Origin of the sequence: Bradyrhizobium sp. BTAi1, from assembly GCF_000015165.1 — a bacterium.
Taxonomy (GTDB): Bacteria; Pseudomonadota; Alphaproteobacteria; order Rhizobiales; family Xanthobacteraceae; genus Bradyrhizobium; species Bradyrhizobium denitrificans.
On the sequence record NC_009485.1, the window covers coordinates 3,880,033 to 3,896,662 of the forward strand.

Genomic DNA, 16,630 nt, shown 5'->3' on the forward strand with positions numbered 1-16,630 from the left:
CTGCGTATCTCCACACAAATTGCTGGCACGCTCACGACTCCCTCTTGATCAAGACGCAATAGACAACAGAACGTCTGCGCATCAGTCCGACGCGTGCGTTACCATGGAAGAACGAGCACAACAGAACGGGCGGTGAAAATGGTGAGCGTTACACAACAAACGGAACGCGACTTGACCGGAGAGCTGATCTACTCGCAAAGGACGAGTATCAGGATAGCTGCAAGAAGAGATATAGGTGGCGATGGTTGACGTCAACTGGAAGCTCTTACGCCAAGGCCTCTGTTGACGGCATCTGGATTGATAGCTGCGCGCTCGGATCGCTGGATGAACTCATTTTGAAAAGATCGTGGATAATGCATAGGCTGGCGATCTCGACGAGCAGCGGTTCGAGCCGCAGGCGATCCTCTGGAGGGAGTGACGTCAGACGGTCGATCAGCTTGCGCACCTTTCTCGGCTCAAAGAATGGGAGTGCGGCCAGAGCCGGCCCATGCAGCACATCGCGGATCATGGCACCGAACGGGTGTTTGGCATCGGTGGCGGTCGGCGGCGCAATGAAGGGATGCTTCTGCCGGTCGACGGCGTCTGCCGGCAGCAGGTTGCGCATCGCTTGCCGCAAAGCGAATTTTTCAACGCCGTCGCGAATCTTCAAGTGGCTGGGCAACCGCCATGCCAGCTCAACGACCTGGTGATCGAGGAACGGCAGGCGGCCCTCGATGGAATGGGCCATCTCCATGCGGTCGCCGAGCGTGACCAGGACATAATTGGGCAGGGTCGTCTTGAGCATCAGGGCGATCCCGAGATCGACCGTATCGAGCGCAGGAACGGTCCACGGCTCGAGATATTTCAGAAAGGCCGCCAACGGCCGGTCGGTCGACCATGCGGTGCGCAGATCATCGCGGAGCAGGTCGGCGACGCCCAGCAGGTGCGCCATCTGGTGTCGCAACCAGGTCGGCACCGTACCAAATCTCTGCGCGATGAGTGGGAGCTGGTCGGTCGCCGTGTGCTGCGGCGTCACCGCATAGGTCGCGCGGTCGCGTGTAGCGATCATCGCCTGCATGGCCGCACTGCCGCCGAGCGCATCGACACGCGAAGGTGCATAGCCGGCGAAGATCTCATCGGCCCCTTCACCGGTCAGGACGACTTTATAGCCAGCATCACGTACGGCCTTGCTGAGGATGAATTTGGCCGTGCCGTGCGGGTTGAAGCACGCGGTCTCGCTGTGCCAGAGCGAGGTTGCGAAATGGTCCGCCAGTGCCGCGCCGTTGACGGGTACGCGATGGAAGCGGGTACCCAATTGCGTCGCAAAGCTCTCTGCGCGATGGCTCTCGTCGTAGGCCGCGTCTTCATAGGCGATGGTGAATGCGTCCGGTGCCCGGTTCGTCGTGGCGGCTGCCAGCGCGAGTACGGACATCGAATCGATGCCGCCGCTGAGATAGGCCGCGACCGGTACGTCGGCGCGCATCCGCCATCGCGTCGCCCGCGACATTTGGGCGCGGATCTGATCGAGCGCGCCATGCTCGTCCTCGATCGGTGACAGCGCCGACGCGAAGGGAGCGTCCCAATAGCGTTGAATGGTAATGCCGTGCCGCGTGGCCGAGAGATAACAACCTGGCGGGACTTGGCGGATGCCGGAAAACAGCGTTCCGTTCTGCAGCACATGGGCAGCATCGAGATAGCCCTCGACGTCCCATTGCGCCGGCACGCCCATCGCCAGCAGAGCCTTGATCTCCGACGCGAGCAGAATGCGTCCGGATTGGACGGCGTAGAACAGGGGCTTGATGCCGAACCTGTCCCGTGCAGCGATCAGGCGGCCGGCGCCGGCGTCCCAGAGAATGAAAGCAAACTCGCCGTTGAGATCGGCGAAGCAGCGCGTGCCGGACTCGTCATATAGCCACAGGGCGATCTCGCTGTCGGAGCGGGTCCTGAATCGTGCGCCGCGGGCCGTCAAATCGTTGCGGATGCGTTCGTAATCATAGAACTCGCCGTTGACGACGAGTTGAAGCTTGCCGTTGGGATGCGACAGCGGCTGCTCGCCGGTGACAAGATCGATGATACTGAGCCTTGTATGGCCCAGCGCAACCTTGCCGTCCTCGGATATCCACAGCCCGTTTCCATCGGGGCCGCGATGGTCCAGCAAGCCGAGCGCCCGGGCAATGGCCGGGCGGTCGATCGGCGTATCCCAGCACCAGACGCCCGCCAGCCCGCACATCTGAAATCAGCTCGTGCGCTGCGGTCGCGATGGCTCACCAAACACGACCATCAGCAGCAGAATGACGAATGGCGTGAAGATGAGAGATAGAATGAAGATGATCCACGGTCCCGGACGCGTGTAACGCCCCAAAAAGCCGACAAATAGACAGAGGAGAATATAGAAAGCGACCAGGATCAGAGGCATGTGTCACTCTCACATGAATCAACCAGATTAGTCTGGATGACGATACGCGGTCATGCAAGGCGCTTGATGTGTAGGACCCGTCCGATTGATTGACAACAATTCGGTGGCTACCTACAGTCGCGGTCGGGCAGTGTTCATGCTGAGAGAAGGGCGACGAGATCAGGGGCGGTCAGTCGCGAACTTGTCTTCCGGCGTTTCCGTTTAGTCATCAGCTTGCGTTCATCTGTCGTCGCTTCGACGACGGCTGTTTGTCGTCGTGGTTTCCGATCCGCGTGGATGGTTGTCCGTGGGTCGAAGGGGCCGGATATTTGGTGCGAGGTCGCGCGTGGCGGGAAAGTCTCTCAAGCTGTACGGGCTGCAGCACATCGACATTTTACGCCGCTACCGCGACATTCCGGACCGAGCCCTGCACGACATGAGAGTCGTCGGTCAGGTGCTGCCGTTCCGGGTCAACAATTATGTGCTCGATGAACTGATCGATTGGGCCGAGCCGGATGAGGATCCGTTCTACCGCCTGACGATGCTGGATCGTCATATGCTCGATCCGGCCGACTTCGACGCGTTGGAACGGGCATTGCGCGTCGGCGGTTCGGCTCCGGTCGAGGTGACGGCGGCGATTCACCGGCGCTTCAATCCCCATCCCGGGCGGCAGATGACGATGAACATGCCGGAACTCGGCGGTAGTGGGGTGTCGGGGCTGCAGCACAAATATGCCGAGACCTGCCTGGTCTTTCCAGCCAGCGGCCAGACTTGCGCGGCCTATTGCTCGTTCTGCTTCCGCTGGCCGCAATTCATCGGCAACCGGGATCTGCGGATGGCGACCGACGAGAGCCAGCGCTTCGTCGCGTATATTAAAGAGCACAAGGAGATCTCCGACGTGCTGCTGACCGGGGGTGACCCGCTGATCATGCGGGCGTCGGTCTTGCGCCGCTATCTCCTGCCGCTGCTTGGTGCTGATCTCGCCCATGTCACGACCATCCGCATCGGGACCAAGATGCTGGGCTTCTGGCCCTACCGTTTTACCACCGATGACGACGCCGACGATCTGATCGCGCTTCTCGAAGAGGTGGTCCGCTCCGGTCGTCATCTGGCGATCATGCTGCATATAAGCCATCCGCGCGAGCTCGAGACGGCGGCTGCGCGTCGTGCGGTGCAGCGCCTGTTGTCGACCGGCGCGGTGCTGCGCAGCCAATCGCCTGTCGTCCGCGGCGTCAATGACGACGCCCGGATCTGGCAAGAGCTCTGGAGCCGCGAGGTCCGGCAGGGCATCGTGCCCTATTATATGTTCGTGCTCCGCGACACCGGGCCGCGCGCATTCTTCGAGGTGCCGCTGGCGCGCGCACTCGAGATCTACCGCGGTGGCATCAGGCAGGTCTCCGGCCTGGCGCGCTCGGCGCGCGGGCCGATCATGTCGACCGACATGGGCAAGGTCGCGGTCGACGGTGTCGCGGATATGGGCGGCACCCGCAGCTTCGTCCTCAGCTACGTGCAGGCGCGGATCGCGGATTGGGTCAAGCGACCGTTCTTTGCCCGTTTCGATGACAGCGCGACCTGGATCGACGGCTTGCAGCCGTTGTCTAGTTCGGACCGCATGTTCCTGGCGCGTCCCGAGCCGGTGTTGGCCCGGATTCATCATTGACGCGTGAGACGCGCAGGAGCTGCTCCCGCATGGGGCCGATACCGAGCTACACCGCACTGATCCGCGACAAATCGGACGCTCCGCGTGAAGCGCTGAGTCTGGCGCTGATGACGGCGCTGTCCGGCATCGCCATGGGCGCCTCCATGGCGGTGGTCAATGCGGTGGTCGGAGGTGGGGAGGCCGGCGCGACGCTGCCGAATCTGCTGCTGTTCGCTCTGCTGGCGACAATCTTTCTTTGGGCGCGCAATTATGCCCTGTCGCGGACGGCGATCATCGTCCAGGCGATGCTCACGCGCATACGCGAGAACATCGTGCGCAAGCTCCGCGATATCGACCTTCAGGCGCTCGATGCGATGAACCGCGAGCGACTGATCGGGACGTTGTCGCATGATTGCTTCGTGATCTCGGAGGCCAGCGAGTCGATCGTGATCGGGGCGTCATCGGCGGTGATGCTGCTGTTCTCTGCCTTCTATGTCGCGACCCTGTCGATGTTCGCGTTCATCATGCTGTGCGTGCTGGTGTGTGCGGCGATCATCTACTACCGGCGCAGCCAACGCTCGAGCCGGACGATCCTGGACGCCGCGAGCGAGAGCGAGCGCCGGTTGTTCGACAGCATCCGTCATCTCGTCTATGGCTTCCGCGAGATCAAGATCGCGCCGGAGAAGGGCGATGATCTGCTCGACAATTACATTCTCGGCTACGGCGCACAGGCGCGGGAGCTGCGCATCCAGTCGCAGCGCCAGTTTCTCAAGGGCCTCGCCTCCAGCCAGACCTTCTTCTATATGCTGCTCGCGGCCATCATTTTCATTCTGCCGCAATACCAGGTCGATCGGCTGGTCATCGAGAAGATCACCTATATCATCCTGTTCATTGCCGGACCGATGGAGGTCTTCGTGCGGGCGCTGCCGGAGGCGATCAAGGCCAATGCCGCGGCGGAGCACATCTGGTCGGTCGAGGCGTGGCTGGAGAGCGCCGACCGCGACGCGCAGCCGACGTCATTGTTGGCTGATCCGGAATTCCACTCGATCGGGTTGCGCGAGTTGACGTTTGAGCATGGCGGCGCCGAGGCCGGGCAGGGCTTTCGCGTCGGCCCCATCGATCTGTCGCTACGGCCTGGTGAGATCGTGTTCATCGCCGGCGGCAATGGCAGCGGCAAGTCGACGCTGCTGCTACTGTTGCTCGCCTTGTACCGCCCGCTCGGCGGCCAGCTGGTATGGAACGGTGCTGCGGTCCGCCCGCATAATGCGGCGCGCTATCGTCAACTGTTCTCGGTGGTATTCGCTGATTTTCATTTATTCGACCGGCTCTACGGCCTGCGTGATACCGACCCTGGGCGCGTCGACGACCTGCTGCGCCGGTTCGGTCTGGACCGCAAGGTGAAGTTCGTTGACGGCGCGTTCTCGACGCTCGATCTGTCGACCGGCCAGCGCAAGCGGCTGGCGATGATCGGCGCGCTGCTCGAGAACAAGCCGATCATGGTGTTCGACGAATGGGCGGCGGACCAGGATGTCACGTCGCGCGACTATTATTATACGAAGCTGCTGCCGGAGTTGAAGGCGCAGGGCAAGACGATCGTGGCGGTGACGCATGACGATCGCTATTATGGCGTTGCGGACCGGGTGATCTACATGGAGCAGGGCAGCATCCGCTCGCAGGAGGCGCGCGTATGAAACATGTCCCGATGCCGGATCTGCAGATGGGCGGCGGCGGACGGCTGCGCGCTCGCCTCAGGACGGCGTTCCTGGTCACGCTCGCGATCGTCAGCTTCCTCGTCATTTATTCCTGGTGGCACATTTTCATCGTCATTCCGCCCGGCTTTGCCGGGGTCAGATATTCGCTGTTCTTCGGCGGCACCAGCGACAATATGGTCTACAACGAGGGCCTGCACCTGCAATGGCCGTGGAATTCGGTGCGGATCTACGACACCCGGCTGATTTCACGCAGCTACAAGGTCGAGGCGCTGAGCCAGGGCGGATTGACGATCTCGGTCGATGTGACGGTGTTCGCGACACCCGCGACCGGCAAGCTCGCCGAGCTCAACCGTCAACTGGGGCCGGACTATTTCGAGAAAATCGTCGAGCCGGCGATCAGCGGCGGGGTGCGCGACGTCGTCGGCAAGATCACCGGCGACCAGCTCTATCTGCTCTCCAATCAGGAACTGGAAAGCCGTGTCCTCAGCGAGGCCATCAGTGAATTTCCGGTTGATCTGGTGCGCCTCGTCAAGGTGATCATCAGGCGCGTGGAGTTGCCCCAGCAGATCAACGAGGCGATCGACCACAAGCTCGCCGAGGAGCAGCGGGCCCAGGCCTACATGTATATTCTGCAGTCGGTCGAGGGTGAGGCTGCGCGTCGCCGCATCGAGGCGGCCGGCATCCGCGATTTCCAGACCATCGTCGGCTCGAGTCTCACGCCCGCGCTGCTGACCTGGCAAGGCATCGAGGCGACCCTGCAGCTCGCCAAGTCGAACAATGCCAAGGTGGTGGTGATCGGCAATTCATCGAAGGAGCTGCCGCTGATCCTGGGCGCCGACATGTTCAAGACCAACGAGGCGCTCTCGGGTGAGAAACAGGACGCGGCCGTCGGGGCGGCGCAGCCGAAGCCGGCCGACGCCGCACAGTCCACCGCGCCGGCGCAGCCGGCTGCGTCGGCGCCGGCCTCGAGCTCCGCATCGCCGTCGCCCTCCACGGGCCCGCAGTCCGCCGTATCGCCGCAACCGGCTGCGCCCCTGCAACCGGCATCGCCGCCTCAGAGTGCCGCGCCTGCGCAAGCTCCGCCGCAGACGCTGCTGTACCCGCAAGCGACGGCGCCGTCGCCGCCGGCCAGCCGTCAGTTCGGCGTGCCGCGAGCCCAGACGGGACGTGGCCAGCCATCCCCGTGGAGCGCGCCGCCGCGGCCGACCGTGTTGCCGTCCGACCCGTTCGGGCTGCCCATTCAGCGCAATCCGCTGGGATCGGAGCCGGGCCGAACCGCGCAATGATGGCTGCGAAGCTCTTGCTGTTGTCTCCACCCCCCAAGTTTGACGGGGTGAACCCGAGAGGCCCGGCGCAAGCTTGAATCCGCCGCATGCGCGTGCTCCAACGTGAAGAGCAGCCCGACGCGCGGCTGACGGCTTGATTTCGTGAAGCACCATGTGCGCGCGCGAGCCGGATGTGGTGGAGAGTTCTGTCATGGAAATCGCCGAGCTGTTTCGACGTCCGGTCGTGGTCGTCGCCTCGGAGATCTGTCACGGCGATGAGGAGCTGTTCCCGGAGGAACTGGCCCATGTCAGAGCTGCAGTCGCCAAGCGGCGCGCCGAATTCGCGACCGCGCGCATGTTGGCGCGCCGGGCGCTCGCCTCGCTCGGCGCGACCCCGATATCGCTCGTCCCAGGGGCCGACCGGGCGCCGGTCTGGCCCTCCGGCTATACGGGGAGCATCTCGCATTGCGCCGATTATTGCGCCGTGGTCGTCGCGCGCAGCCGCGATGTCCGGGCGCTCGGTCTCGACATCGAGGATGTGCGTGAGCTCGAGCCGTCGATGCACGACCTGGTCCTGACATCAGGGGAGCGGGCGTGGCTTCGTCGCCAGCCGCAGGAGCTGCAGCCGATCCTGCCGATCCTGTTCTTCAGCGCGAAGGAGGCTTACTACAAATGTCAGTATCCGATCACCCGCGGCTTCCTCGAATTCAGCGATGTGGAGTTGACGATCGACTGGCCGGCCGGAGCCTTCGAGGCGCGGGTTCTCAAGCGCGATTGGCCGGCCGACGTTGCGCGCCTGGCCGGTCGGTTCGTGATCGACGGCGGCCGCATCTGTTGCGGCGTCGAACTGGCGGCGGCACCAACCCAGGCGTGACCCTCGAGATCACGCTGCATCCTGCGGGCGTGAGGAGGCACTGCTGATCGCTGGCGATCGGCCGCGCTGCGGCACGTTGGACGAACATTCGCGTCTCAGCGGATCTCGTTGGAATAATAGTGCTGCGCCGTCGTCGCGCGGTGCTGGCTGAGGATCGCCAATGCGCCGGTCTGGTCGTAGGCCTCCTCGTCGATGACCAGCACGGCGCTCGGCGCCGCGAGGCCGAGGAGCTTGCGGTCCTCCTTGGTCGCGACCTCGGCGGTCACCTTCTCCCGCACGGCCGCGATGCGGATGCCGTAGGCCTCGAGCAGGTGGCGATAGATCAGGGCGGGAACCTTCTTCGTCTCGCGCGGAAACTGCGGCACGCGACTGGCGACCAGCGAGATGCGCGAATGCAGCACCGGCGCACCGCCGACGCGCCGGATGCGATGCAGGTGCAGCAGCTTCTCGCCGACCGCCACGGCGAACAGCGCCGCCTCGGTCGGGGCGGCCGGTCGTATGATCACCGACAGCACCTCGGCCTCGGATTGGAGCAGGCTGCCGTCGGCGCCGAGCAGGCGGAAATATTGGAAGAAGAAACTGAGCCCATGCTGTGATGCGCGACCGGTGACGACCGTGCCGGTCTTGCGCCGGCGCATCAGCATGCCGCCGGCGGTGAGATCGGCCAGCGCACGGCGGATGGTGCCGACAGCTACGCCATATTGATCGGCGAGCGCGACCTCGCCGGGCAGCACCGTCCCCGGGGGAAGGTCGCCGATGAGGATCGCCTCGGCGATCTGCCGTTTGACATGTTCGTACAACGGCACCGGCAGTCCGCCTGGACCTGCCCCCATGCCGTCTGCCGCTTTGCTGGCCACGCCTGCCTGTTTCATGGAATTGACAAGTGCCACGTCGTGTTCTCTATTTCTATATAGAATATAGGATTGGGTTAGCGGCAAATGATTTCTCTGGACATCCCGGATCGGGGCGCGGCCAGCCTGGCTGGCGCCTTCGCGGCGATCGAGCGGCTGTCCGAAACCGCGGTGGATGATTTGCGCAGCATGGTGGCGGTCGACACCAGCTTTCCGCCGGGCGCCGGCTATGAGGCCTTTGCCGATCTGATGGAGCAGCTCGCTGTCCCGCTGGCGCTGGATTGCGAGCGCGTGATCGTTCCCGAGGAGCTTTGGCGGGCGCCCGGCGCGCGCGGGCAGCGCACGAACCTGATTGCGCGGCGCCGCTCCGGCCGGCCGGTGCTCGGGCTGTATTTCCACGTCGACACCGTGCCGGCGGCGCCCGGTTGGGCCGGTGATCCGCTGCAGCTCGCCCGCGAGGGTGATCGCCTGTTCGGCCTCGGCGCTGCGGACATGAAGGGATCGATAGCGGCTGCGCTGCTCGCATTGCGCGCCGCGCAGCAGACGGGCCTAGTGCTCGCTTATGATCCGATGCTGCTGCTGTGCACGGACGAGGAGGCCGGGCTCTATCCGGGCGTCCGCTATCTTGCAGAGCAGGGACGCCTCGAAGGGCACATTCTGAACTTCAACGGCAGCGCCATGCCGCGAATCTGGGCCGGCTGCTTCGGCCTGTTCACGCTGACGGTGCGCGTGCGCGGCAAAGCGGCCCATGCCGGCGAGCAGCGCAGCGCCGGCGCCAATGCGATCGAAGCGGCGCTGCCGATCCTCACTGCGCTCGCCGGCCTGAAGCCCGTGATCGCGCAGCGGACGTCGGCCTTGCCGCCACCGCCGCAGGCAACCGGGCCGCTCACCGCGAGCCTCGACATCTCGGCCGTTCATGGCGGGCAGTGTGGCGGACAGATCCCGTCGCAGTTCGAGATCCTGTTGTGCCGCCGCTACGCCCCCGAAGAGCAGTTTGCCGCCGCGCGCAGCGAGATCGAGACCGTGATCAGGCAGGCCGCAAGCGGCCTCGATCTCGACATCATCCTCACCGGTCATCTGGCGCCGACCGCCGACCCCGGCGGTCCCCACTGGCCGCGCTGGCAGCGGGCGCTTTCGGCCGGGTTCGGTTACGCCGCCGAGGACTTCGCACGCTGGGGCGCCTCCGGCTGCTCCGATTTCGGCTGGGTGCAGCAGGCCACCGGCATGCAGGAGGTGCTGCTCACCGGTCTCGGCAAGCCCGACAGCCGCATTCACGCGCCAGGCGAGTCGACCACGCTGACCGACATCGTCGCATTGGCGAAATCGGTGCTGGCCTATCTTTCAGTCGAGTTCTGTCCCGAACTCTCTCCCGAAACCATGACGCCCTAAGAGGACTCTGCCCTGATGCCGTCCGTCACCCGTCGCCATTTCCTCGCTGGCACCGCGCTCGCGTTGGGCGCCTTGCCGCAAATCTCCCTCGCCGCCGAGGCGCCGAAGCGCGGCGGCGTGCTGCGCATCTCCGTCGACCAGGGCGCTGCGGTCATCCATCCGCTGCTGGCGCGCGTCAATCCGGAATATCTCATCACCGAATTGCTCTATTCCAACCTGACCCGGCTGAAGCCGGATATGGCGGTCGAGCCGGATCTGGCGCTGTCCTGGCAACATGCGGCGGGGTTGACCGAGTGGACGTTCAAGCTGCGGCCCAATGTCAGCTTTCACGACGGCTCACCGCTGACGGCCGACGATGTCGTCGCGACCTTCAAGGCGATCCTCGATCCGAAGACGGCCTCGCCCGCGCGCACCAATGTCGGTCCCATCAGGGATGTTGCGGCCGTCGACGCCGCCACGGTGAAGTTCACGCTGTCCGGGTCCTTCGCCGACTTCCCGGTCGCGCTCGCCTACACCAATGCGCGCATCGTGCCGGCGAAAGTGATCGCCAGCGACCTTGCCAGCCTCGCGACGAAGGCGAACGGGTCGGGCCCCTTCAGGCTCGTGTCCTACGAGCCGGACCGCAAGATCGTGGTGGAGCGCAATCCGGCCTATTACGATCCGGCTCGCCCCGCGCTCGATCGGGTCGAGATTCTGGTCTATCCCGATCGCACCGCCGAAGCGTCGGCTCTGATCTCGGGCGACATCGATCTGATGCTGTCGACCACGCCCGGCGAATATGAGCGGCTCGGCAAGGCCGCCGGTGTCAAGGCGCTGCGGGTTCCCTCGGGGCAGTTCCTCAATGTCAACATGGGCTGCGATCAGAAGCCTTTCAACGACGTTCGCGTGCGCCAGGCGCTGGCGCTGACCATCGATCGCCAAGCCATGGCGGGGTTCGTCGCTGGCGGCTATGGCACGCCCGGGAACGACACGCCGCTCAGCCCGGCCTATCGCTTCTACAAGGATAGCGCGTTGAAGAAGCCGGATATCGCGAAGGCCAAGCAGCTGCTGGCCGCGGCTGGCTATCCGTCCGGCATCGACCTGACCATGGTTGCTTCCGACAAGCCCGACACGCGCACGCAACTCGGCGTCGCGATCCGCGAGATGGCCGCTCCGGCAGGATTCCGCATCAACGTGCAAACCATGCCGCATGCGACCTATCTCGATCAGGTCTGGAAGAAAGGCAATTTCTATGTCGGCTTCTACAATATGCAGCCGACGGCCGATGCGATCTTCAAGCTGCTCTACACCTCGGATGCCGCCTGGAACGAGACGCGCTGGAACAACCCGCGCTTCGACGAACTCATCACCGCCGCCCGCAGTGAGACCGATGACGCCAACCGCGCAGCGCTCTATGAGCGGGCGCAGGCGATGATGACCGAGGAGGTGCCGTCGGTCATCCCGGTGTTCTTCGACATTCTCGCGGCACAACGGGCTTATGTCGAAGGCTATCAGCTGCATCCGCGCGGATCGGTGTTCCGGCTCGATCTGGTCTCGCTCGGCGCCGGCGCGCCCAAGCGCGCCTGAGACGAGGTTCTCCGGTGTCGTTCGCCTGGCTGCTGCGGCGGCTCTTGCTCATGATCTATACGGTCGCCATCGTGTGCGTGCTGGTGTTCGCCATCACGCAGGCGCTGCCGGCCGATGCCGCGCAGACCTTGCTGGGCGAAAACGCCTCGCCCGAGGCGCTCGCCGCCGTCCGCACGCGGCTCGGGCTCGATGATCCGGTCTGGCTGCAGTTCGTGCATTGGGTCGCGCGCGCGGTGAGCGGCAATTTCGGCGTCTCGATGCGAACCGGCCTGCCGGTGGCGCCGGAGATGCTGACGGCGCTGTCGCGGTCGCTGCTGCTCGCCGCAGGCTCCCTTGCTCTGACCCTCCTGGTCGCGGTGCCGATGGGAATGTTTGCCGCGCTGCGCCAGGGCAGGGTGGCGGACACCGCCACCAGTGTGATCGCCTATCTCGGCGTGTCGCTGCCGGAGTTCGTGACCGCGACCGTGCTGGCGCTGCTGCTGACGGATATCGTGCCGTGGCTGCCGGCGACCGGCTACGTGTCGCCGCTGGAGAACATTGGGCTGGCGCTGCGTCATCTGGCGCTGCCGGTCCTGACCGTATCGGTGATCCTCGTCGCGCATGTCATGCGCATGATGCGCTCCGAAACGCTCGACGTGCTGCAATCCGACTACGTCCGTGCCGCTCGGCTGAAGGGCCTGCCGGAGCGCACGGTGCTGGTGCGGCACGTCATGCGCAACGCGCTGCTGCCGGTCATCACCATCGTTGCGCTCGATGTCGGCTATCTGCTCGGCGGCATCATCGTCATCGAGGAGATCTTCGCCATTCCCGGCATTGGCCGTGCGCTGATGATCGCGATCACCACCCGCGATCTGCCGTCGATCCAGGCCGGCGCCATGATCATGGCGACGACCTACGCGATCACCAACACGCTTGCCGACGTGGTCTACGCCCTGCTTGACCGGCGGATCCGCTATGACTGAGCTGCTGCAACGGATGATCCGCAAGCCGCAGGGCGTGATCGGGCTGACACTGCTCGTCGCGCTCGCCATCCTCTGTCTCCTCGGACCATGGCTTGCGCCCTACGGTCCGGAGAAGATGGACTTCCTCGGCCGCTTCCGGGCTCCGGGATGGCAGAACTGGCTCGGTGCCGATCAATTCGGCCGCGATGTTCTGAGCCGGCTGCTGTCCGGTGCGCGGGCGACCGTGCCGATGGCGCTTGCGGCCACGCTGGCCGGCAGCGCGATCGGCGCCGTGATCGGGATCGGCTCGGCCTATCTCGGCGGCAAGTCCGACGAGGCGATCATGCGCACCAACGATGCCGTGATGGCGATCCCCGGTCTGCTGATGGCGCTGCTGCTGGTCAGCACGCTCGGCAATGGCGCGGGCAATGCCGTGGTCGCAATTGCGCTGGCCTTTGCGCCGGGTATGGCCAGGGTGACGCGCTCGGTGGCGCTGGCCGTGCGCAATCAGGACTATGTCAAGGCGGCGGTCGCGCGCGGCGAGGCGGCGGCTCACGTCATCTTCCGTGAGATGCTGCCCAATGTGATGGGGCCGATCATCATCGAGGCTACCATCCGGGTGTCGTTCGCGGTCATGCTGTTCGCGACGCTCAGCTTCCTTGGCCTCGGCGCGCAGCCGCCCGCGTCGGAATGGGGCCTGATGGTCGCCGATGCACGCCAATACATGCACCGCGCCCCGTGGATCCTGATCGCGCCCTCGGCCGCGATCGCGCTGTCGGCGATTGCGTTCAATCTCGTCGGCGATGCCTTGCGCGATGCGCTCAACCCGAGAGATGATCGATGAGAGCTGCGCTCACGATCGACAATTACGGGCTCGACTATTTGACGGCTTCGGGCGTCGTCCCTGTGCTGCGCGACGTATCGCTCGCCATCGCGCCGGGCGAGGTGCTCGGCCTCGTCGGAGAATCCGGCTCCGGCAAGAGTTCGCTGGCCTGGGCCTTGATGCGCCATCTGCCGGCCAATGCGCGCGAAATCTCCGGGTCGCTGCAGCTCGGCGATATCGACCTGCAATCCCTGACGGCCAAGCAGCTCACCGCGGTCCGCGGCCGCCGGATCGGCATGGTGTTCCAGGATCCGTCGACGGCGCTCAACCCGACGCTCACGATCGGTCGCCAGATCACCGAGGCGCTGATGCGCCACCGTGATCTGAACGCCCGGGACGCCAAGGCGCTCGCGATCGAGCTGCTCGGACATGTCGAGTTGCGCGACCCGGCCGCGGTGCTGCGGCGGTATCCGCACGAGATTTCCGGCGGTGAGAAGCAGCGTGTGATCATCGCCACCGCCTTCGGCTGCCGGCCGGATGTCATCCTGTTCGATGAGCCGACCACGGCGCTCGACGTCATCACCGGCGCCCGCATCATCGATCTGTTCGCGCGTCTGCGCGCCGAGACAGGCGTCGCGGCGCTTTATATCTCGCACGATCTGGCGATGATGACCCGTGTCGCCGATCGCGTCGCAGTGATCCGCCACGGCCGCGTCGTCGAGCAGGCCAAGGCATCGGAGATCTTTTCCAGACCGCAGCACGACTATACCAGGTCGCTGATCGCTGCGGTGCCACGGCCGGAGCGGCGGCTGGTCCACGACATCCCCGGTACCGATGTGCTGCTTCAGGCCCGCGGCATCGAGGTCCAGTATGGCAGGGCCGGTCTGTTCCGCGCCGCGCCGCCGCCGGCGACAAAGGCCGTCGATATCGACATCCGCGCCGGAGAGATCGTCGGCGTTGTCGGGGAGTCCGGCTCGGGCAAATCCTCGATCGCGCGCGCCCTGACCGGTCTCGCCCGGTTCTCCGGCGCGATCAGTTTCGACGGCGGCACGTTGCACGGCGCAGGCGACATGGGCGCCGGCTACCGCCGCGATGTCCAGATCGTGTTCCAGCATCCGGACTCCTCGCTCAATCCGCGCCATCGCATTGGTGAGATCCTGTCGCGCCCGTTGAAGCTGTATGGCGGCGATACCGCTGCCGTGCCGCGGCTCCTGGAGCAGGTCCGGTTGCCGGCCTCCTATGCCACACGCTGGCCGCACCAGCTGTCCGGCGGCGAGAAACAGCGCGTTGCGATTGCCCGCGCGTTTGCAGCGCGCCCGCGGCTCGTGATCTGCGACGAGATCACCGCGCCGCTCGACGTCTCCGTGCAAGCGCAGATCATCGATCTGTTGCTGGCGCTGCGGGCCGAGACCGGCGCGGCCTATCTGTTCATCACCCACGATCTCAATCTGATCCGCCAGATTGCGCACCGCATCGTCGTGATGCGTCATGGTCAGCTGGTCGACAGCCGCGCCATCGACGCGTTCGGGACCGATGACGTTCACCCTTACACCCGCGAACTGATGGCGGCGTCGCCGGCGCCTGTCGGCTGACCGCAAGGATTGCAACACATGGATCGCAACGAACTGCTCGCCCGCATCGACGTCCCCGGGGCGCTCGCGCTGCTGTCGCGCATGGTACAGCACAAGAGCTATTCGAAAACGGAGGGTGAGAAGCAGCTCGCGACCTTCATGGCGGAGCGGATGCGCGAAATCGGCCTGGACGCCGCCGTGGCTCCGTTCGGCACCGAAGGCCGGGTCAATGCCGTCGGACGCTGGAAGGGCAGCGGGGGTGGGAAGAGCCTGCTGTTCAACGGCCATGTCGACACCAACCCGGTGACCGAAGGCTGGACCGTCGATCCCTGGGAAGGGAAGGTCGACGACAAGTTCATCTACGGCATCGGCGTGTCCAACATGAAGGCTGGCGACGCGGCCTATTTCTGCGCGGTCAAGACGCTGATCGATGCGGGCGTGAAGCTCAGGGGCGATGTCATCCTGACCTATGTGGTCGGCGAGCTGCAGGGCGGCGTCGGCACCTATTCGCTGATCGAGCAGGGGCTGCGCGCCGACTATTTCATCAATTCAGAGCCGACCGACCTCCAGGCGATGACCATGCATGCGGCGGCGTTCATGTTCATCATCGAGCTCGTCGGCAATACGCGGCATTTGTCCAAGCGCGAGCAGGCGGTCGATGCCATCATGGCGGCCTGCGATCTCATTCCGCGCCTCAATACCATGACGTTCTCGGGTGCCCGCTCGCCCGCGCATGAGGCGATCAACCGTGTCCATGTCGGCGTCGTTCACGGCGCGCTCGGCCGCGAATTGCACGAGTGGCGGACGCCGCAGGTGGCGGATTTCGTCCGCATCAAGGGCTCCGGCCGCTATGCGCCCGGGCAGACCGAGCAGGGCGCGCTGGCCGACATGCGGCGCGAGCTCGATGCGCTCGAGGCGCGGTTTCCCGGCCTCAAGGCGCATCTGATGTCGGAGGACCGCGCCGGCGTGCCCACCATGCCGCCCTTCGAGGTGGCACCGGACAGCCCGATCGTGCGCGCGGTCAACGATGCCTATCGTGCCGTGCGCGGCGTGGCGCAGCCGACGGGGCCGGTCGCACCGAGCTGCTTCTATGGCACAGACGCCGGCCATCTCTATACTTCCGGCGGGATGCAGGGCATCGTGTGTGGCCCTGGCGGCCGGTACAATACGATGCCGGATGAGCGCGTCGACATTCCCGACTATCTCGACATGATCCGCATCTACATGCTGGCCATTCTCGACATTTGCAGCTGACGGGCGCTCAGGCGGCCGCCGTCTGCTGCTGGAACTGCTCGAACGCTGCAATGGCGTCGGCCGCATACATCAGCGACGGCCCGCCGCCCATGTAGATCGCCATGCCGAGCGTCTCCTCGACCTCCTGGCGGGTTGCGCCGAGACGGACCAGCGCCTCGGCGTGAAAGCCGATGCAGCCGTCGCAGCGGACCGCGACGCCGATGGCAAGCGCAATCAGCTCCTTGGTCTTCTTGTCGAGCGCGCCGTCGGCGCCGGCGGCCCGCGCCAATGCGGAGAAGCCCTGCATCACGTCGGGAATGTCCTTGCGCAGCGTCTTCAAGTTGCCGGACAGGTCCTTGCAGATCTCGCTGTACAACTTGGTCATTCGTGTC

The 16,630-nt window shown here is 65.1% G+C and carries 14 protein-coding genes; 10 read left to right on the forward strand and 4 right to left on the reverse strand.

What is annotated here, in order from left to right; translation table 11 throughout:
- Nucleotides 1-265: 265 nt before the first annotated feature.
- Both asnB and BBTA_RS17345 read right to left on the reverse strand, forming a co-directional pair.
- Entirely contained in the window at nucleotides 266-2,209 is a 1,944-nt protein-coding gene (gene asnB, locus BBTA_RS17340; RefSeq protein ID WP_012043792.1) for an asparagine synthase (glutamine-hydrolyzing), read from the reverse strand.
- 6 nt (nucleotides 2,210-2,215) lie between these two features.
- Nucleotides 2,216-2,395: a hypothetical protein gene (locus BBTA_RS17345; protein ID WP_012043793.1), complete on the reverse strand. Its 180-nt coding sequence runs from the start codon at nucleotides 2,393-2,395 to the stop codon at nucleotides 2,216-2,218.
- A gap of 325 nt (nucleotides 2,396-2,720) precedes the next feature.
- On the opposite strand from BBTA_RS17345, the gene BBTA_RS17350 reads away from it, so the two are divergent.
- From BBTA_RS17350 to BBTA_RS17365, 4 genes are all read left to right on the forward strand, one after another.
- The gene (locus BBTA_RS17350) at nucleotides 2,721-4,034 is read left to right on the forward strand and encodes a KamA family radical SAM protein (protein ID WP_148221464.1); all 1,314 of its coding nucleotides are present in this window, start codon (nucleotides 2,721-2,723) and stop codon (nucleotides 4,032-4,034) included.
- Nucleotides 4,035-4,063: 29 nt separating this feature from the next.
- Nucleotides 4,064-5,704, forward strand: a complete 1,641-nt coding sequence (locus tag BBTA_RS17355; RefSeq protein ID WP_041750725.1) for a cyclic peptide export ABC transporter — start codon at nucleotides 4,064-4,066, stop codon at nucleotides 5,702-5,704.
- Complete coding sequence (locus BBTA_RS17360; protein ID WP_012043796.1) at nucleotides 5,701-7,011, forward strand: SPFH domain-containing protein; 1,311 nt, start codon at nucleotides 5,701-5,703, stop codon at nucleotides 7,009-7,011. Before BBTA_RS17355 ends, BBTA_RS17360 begins: the two co-directional genes overlap by 4 nt.
- Before the next feature lie 190 nt (nucleotides 7,012-7,201).
- Complete coding sequence (locus BBTA_RS17365; protein WP_244424447.1) at nucleotides 7,202-7,864, forward strand: 4'-phosphopantetheinyl transferase; 663 nt, start codon at nucleotides 7,202-7,204, stop codon at nucleotides 7,862-7,864.
- 95 nt (nucleotides 7,865-7,959) lie between these two features.
- On the opposite strand, the gene BBTA_RS17370 is transcribed toward BBTA_RS17365, so the two are convergent.
- A complete protein-coding gene (locus tag BBTA_RS17370) occupies nucleotides 7,960-8,697 on the reverse strand; it encodes a GntR family transcriptional regulator (RefSeq protein ID WP_041751488.1) in 738 nt (245 codons plus the stop codon).
- A 105-nt stretch (nucleotides 8,698-8,802) separates the two neighbouring features.
- On the opposite strand from BBTA_RS17370, the gene BBTA_RS17375 reads away from it, so the two are divergent.
- Genes BBTA_RS17375 through BBTA_RS17400 form a run of 6 tightly spaced genes read left to right on the forward strand, consistent with a single transcriptional unit; the run spans nucleotide 8,803 to nucleotide 16,259 of the window.
- Complete coding sequence (locus BBTA_RS17375) at nucleotides 8,803-10,104, forward strand: M20 family metallopeptidase (protein ID WP_012043799.1); 1,302 nt, start codon at nucleotides 8,803-8,805, stop codon at nucleotides 10,102-10,104.
- A gap of 15 nt (nucleotides 10,105-10,119) precedes the next feature.
- On the forward strand, nucleotides 10,120-11,670 hold the full coding sequence (locus tag BBTA_RS17380) for an ABC transporter substrate-binding protein (protein WP_012043800.1): 1,551 nt from the start codon (nucleotides 10,120-10,122) through the stop codon (nucleotides 11,668-11,670).
- Nucleotides 11,671-11,684: 14 nt separating this feature from the next.
- Nucleotides 11,685-12,632, forward strand: coding sequence for an ABC transporter permease (locus BBTA_RS17385; RefSeq protein ID WP_012043801.1), 948 nt, complete (start codon nucleotides 11,685-11,687; stop codon nucleotides 12,630-12,632).
- Nucleotides 12,625-13,455, forward strand: a complete 831-nt coding sequence (locus BBTA_RS17390) for an ABC transporter permease (RefSeq protein WP_041750726.1) — start codon at nucleotides 12,625-12,627, stop codon at nucleotides 13,453-13,455. Before BBTA_RS17385 ends, BBTA_RS17390 begins: the two co-directional genes overlap by 8 nt.
- Nucleotides 13,452-15,026 carry an ABC transporter ATP-binding protein gene (gene nikE, locus BBTA_RS17395; protein WP_012043803.1) on the forward strand — a complete coding sequence of 525 codons (1,575 nt, stop codon included), beginning with the start codon at nucleotides 13,452-13,454 and terminating at the stop codon, nucleotides 15,024-15,026. Before BBTA_RS17390 ends, nikE begins: the two co-directional genes overlap by 4 nt.
- A gap of 18 nt (nucleotides 15,027-15,044) precedes the next feature.
- On the forward strand, nucleotides 15,045-16,259 hold the full coding sequence (locus BBTA_RS17400) for a M20 family metallopeptidase (protein ID WP_041750727.1): 1,215 nt from the start codon (nucleotides 15,045-15,047) through the stop codon (nucleotides 16,257-16,259).
- 7 nt (nucleotides 16,260-16,266) lie between these two features.
- Here the strand turns inward: BBTA_RS17400 and BBTA_RS17405 are convergent, their stop codons facing one another.
- A complete protein-coding gene (locus tag BBTA_RS17405; protein WP_012043805.1) occupies nucleotides 16,267-16,623 on the reverse strand; it encodes a carboxymuconolactone decarboxylase family protein in 357 nt (118 codons plus the stop codon).
- Nucleotides 16,624-16,630: the final 7 nt, after the last annotated feature.

Coding starts and splice junctions, on each gene's coding strand:
- BBTA_RS17375 (WP_012043799.1), top strand. CDS start 8,803: ATGATTTCTCTGGACATCCCGGATCGGGGCGCGGCCAGCCTGGCTGGC.
- BBTA_RS17360 (WP_012043796.1), top strand. CDS start 5,701: ATGAAACATGTCCCGATGCCGGATCTGCAGATGGGCGGCGGCGGACGG.
- BBTA_RS17345 (WP_012043793.1), bottom strand. CDS start 2,395: ATGCCTCTGATCCTGGTCGCTTTCTATATTCTCCTCTGTCTATTTGTC.
- BBTA_RS17365 (WP_244424447.1), top strand. CDS start 7,202: ATGGAAATCGCCGAGCTGTTTCGACGTCCGGTCGTGGTCGTCGCCTCG.
- BBTA_RS17370 (WP_041751488.1), bottom strand. CDS start 8,697: ATGGGGGCAGGTCCAGGCGGACTGCCGGTGCCGTTGTACGAACATGTC.
- nikE (WP_012043803.1), top strand. CDS start 13,452: ATGAGAGCTGCGCTCACGATCGACAATTACGGGCTCGACTATTTGACG.
- BBTA_RS17400 (WP_041750727.1), top strand. CDS start 15,045: ATGGATCGCAACGAACTGCTCGCCCGCATCGACGTCCCCGGGGCGCTC.
- BBTA_RS17405 (WP_012043805.1), bottom strand. CDS start 16,623: ATGACCAAGTTGTACAGCGAGATCTGCAAGGACCTGTCCGGCAACTTG.
- BBTA_RS17380 (WP_012043800.1), top strand. CDS start 10,120: ATGCCGTCCGTCACCCGTCGCCATTTCCTCGCTGGCACCGCGCTCGCG.
- asnB (WP_012043792.1), bottom strand. CDS start 2,209: ATGTGCGGGCTGGCGGGCGTCTGGTGCTGGGATACGCCGATCGACCGC.
- BBTA_RS17390 (WP_041750726.1), top strand. CDS start 12,625: ATGACTGAGCTGCTGCAACGGATGATCCGCAAGCCGCAGGGCGTGATC.
- BBTA_RS17355 (WP_041750725.1), top strand. CDS start 4,064: ATGGGGCCGATACCGAGCTACACCGCACTGATCCGCGACAAATCGGAC.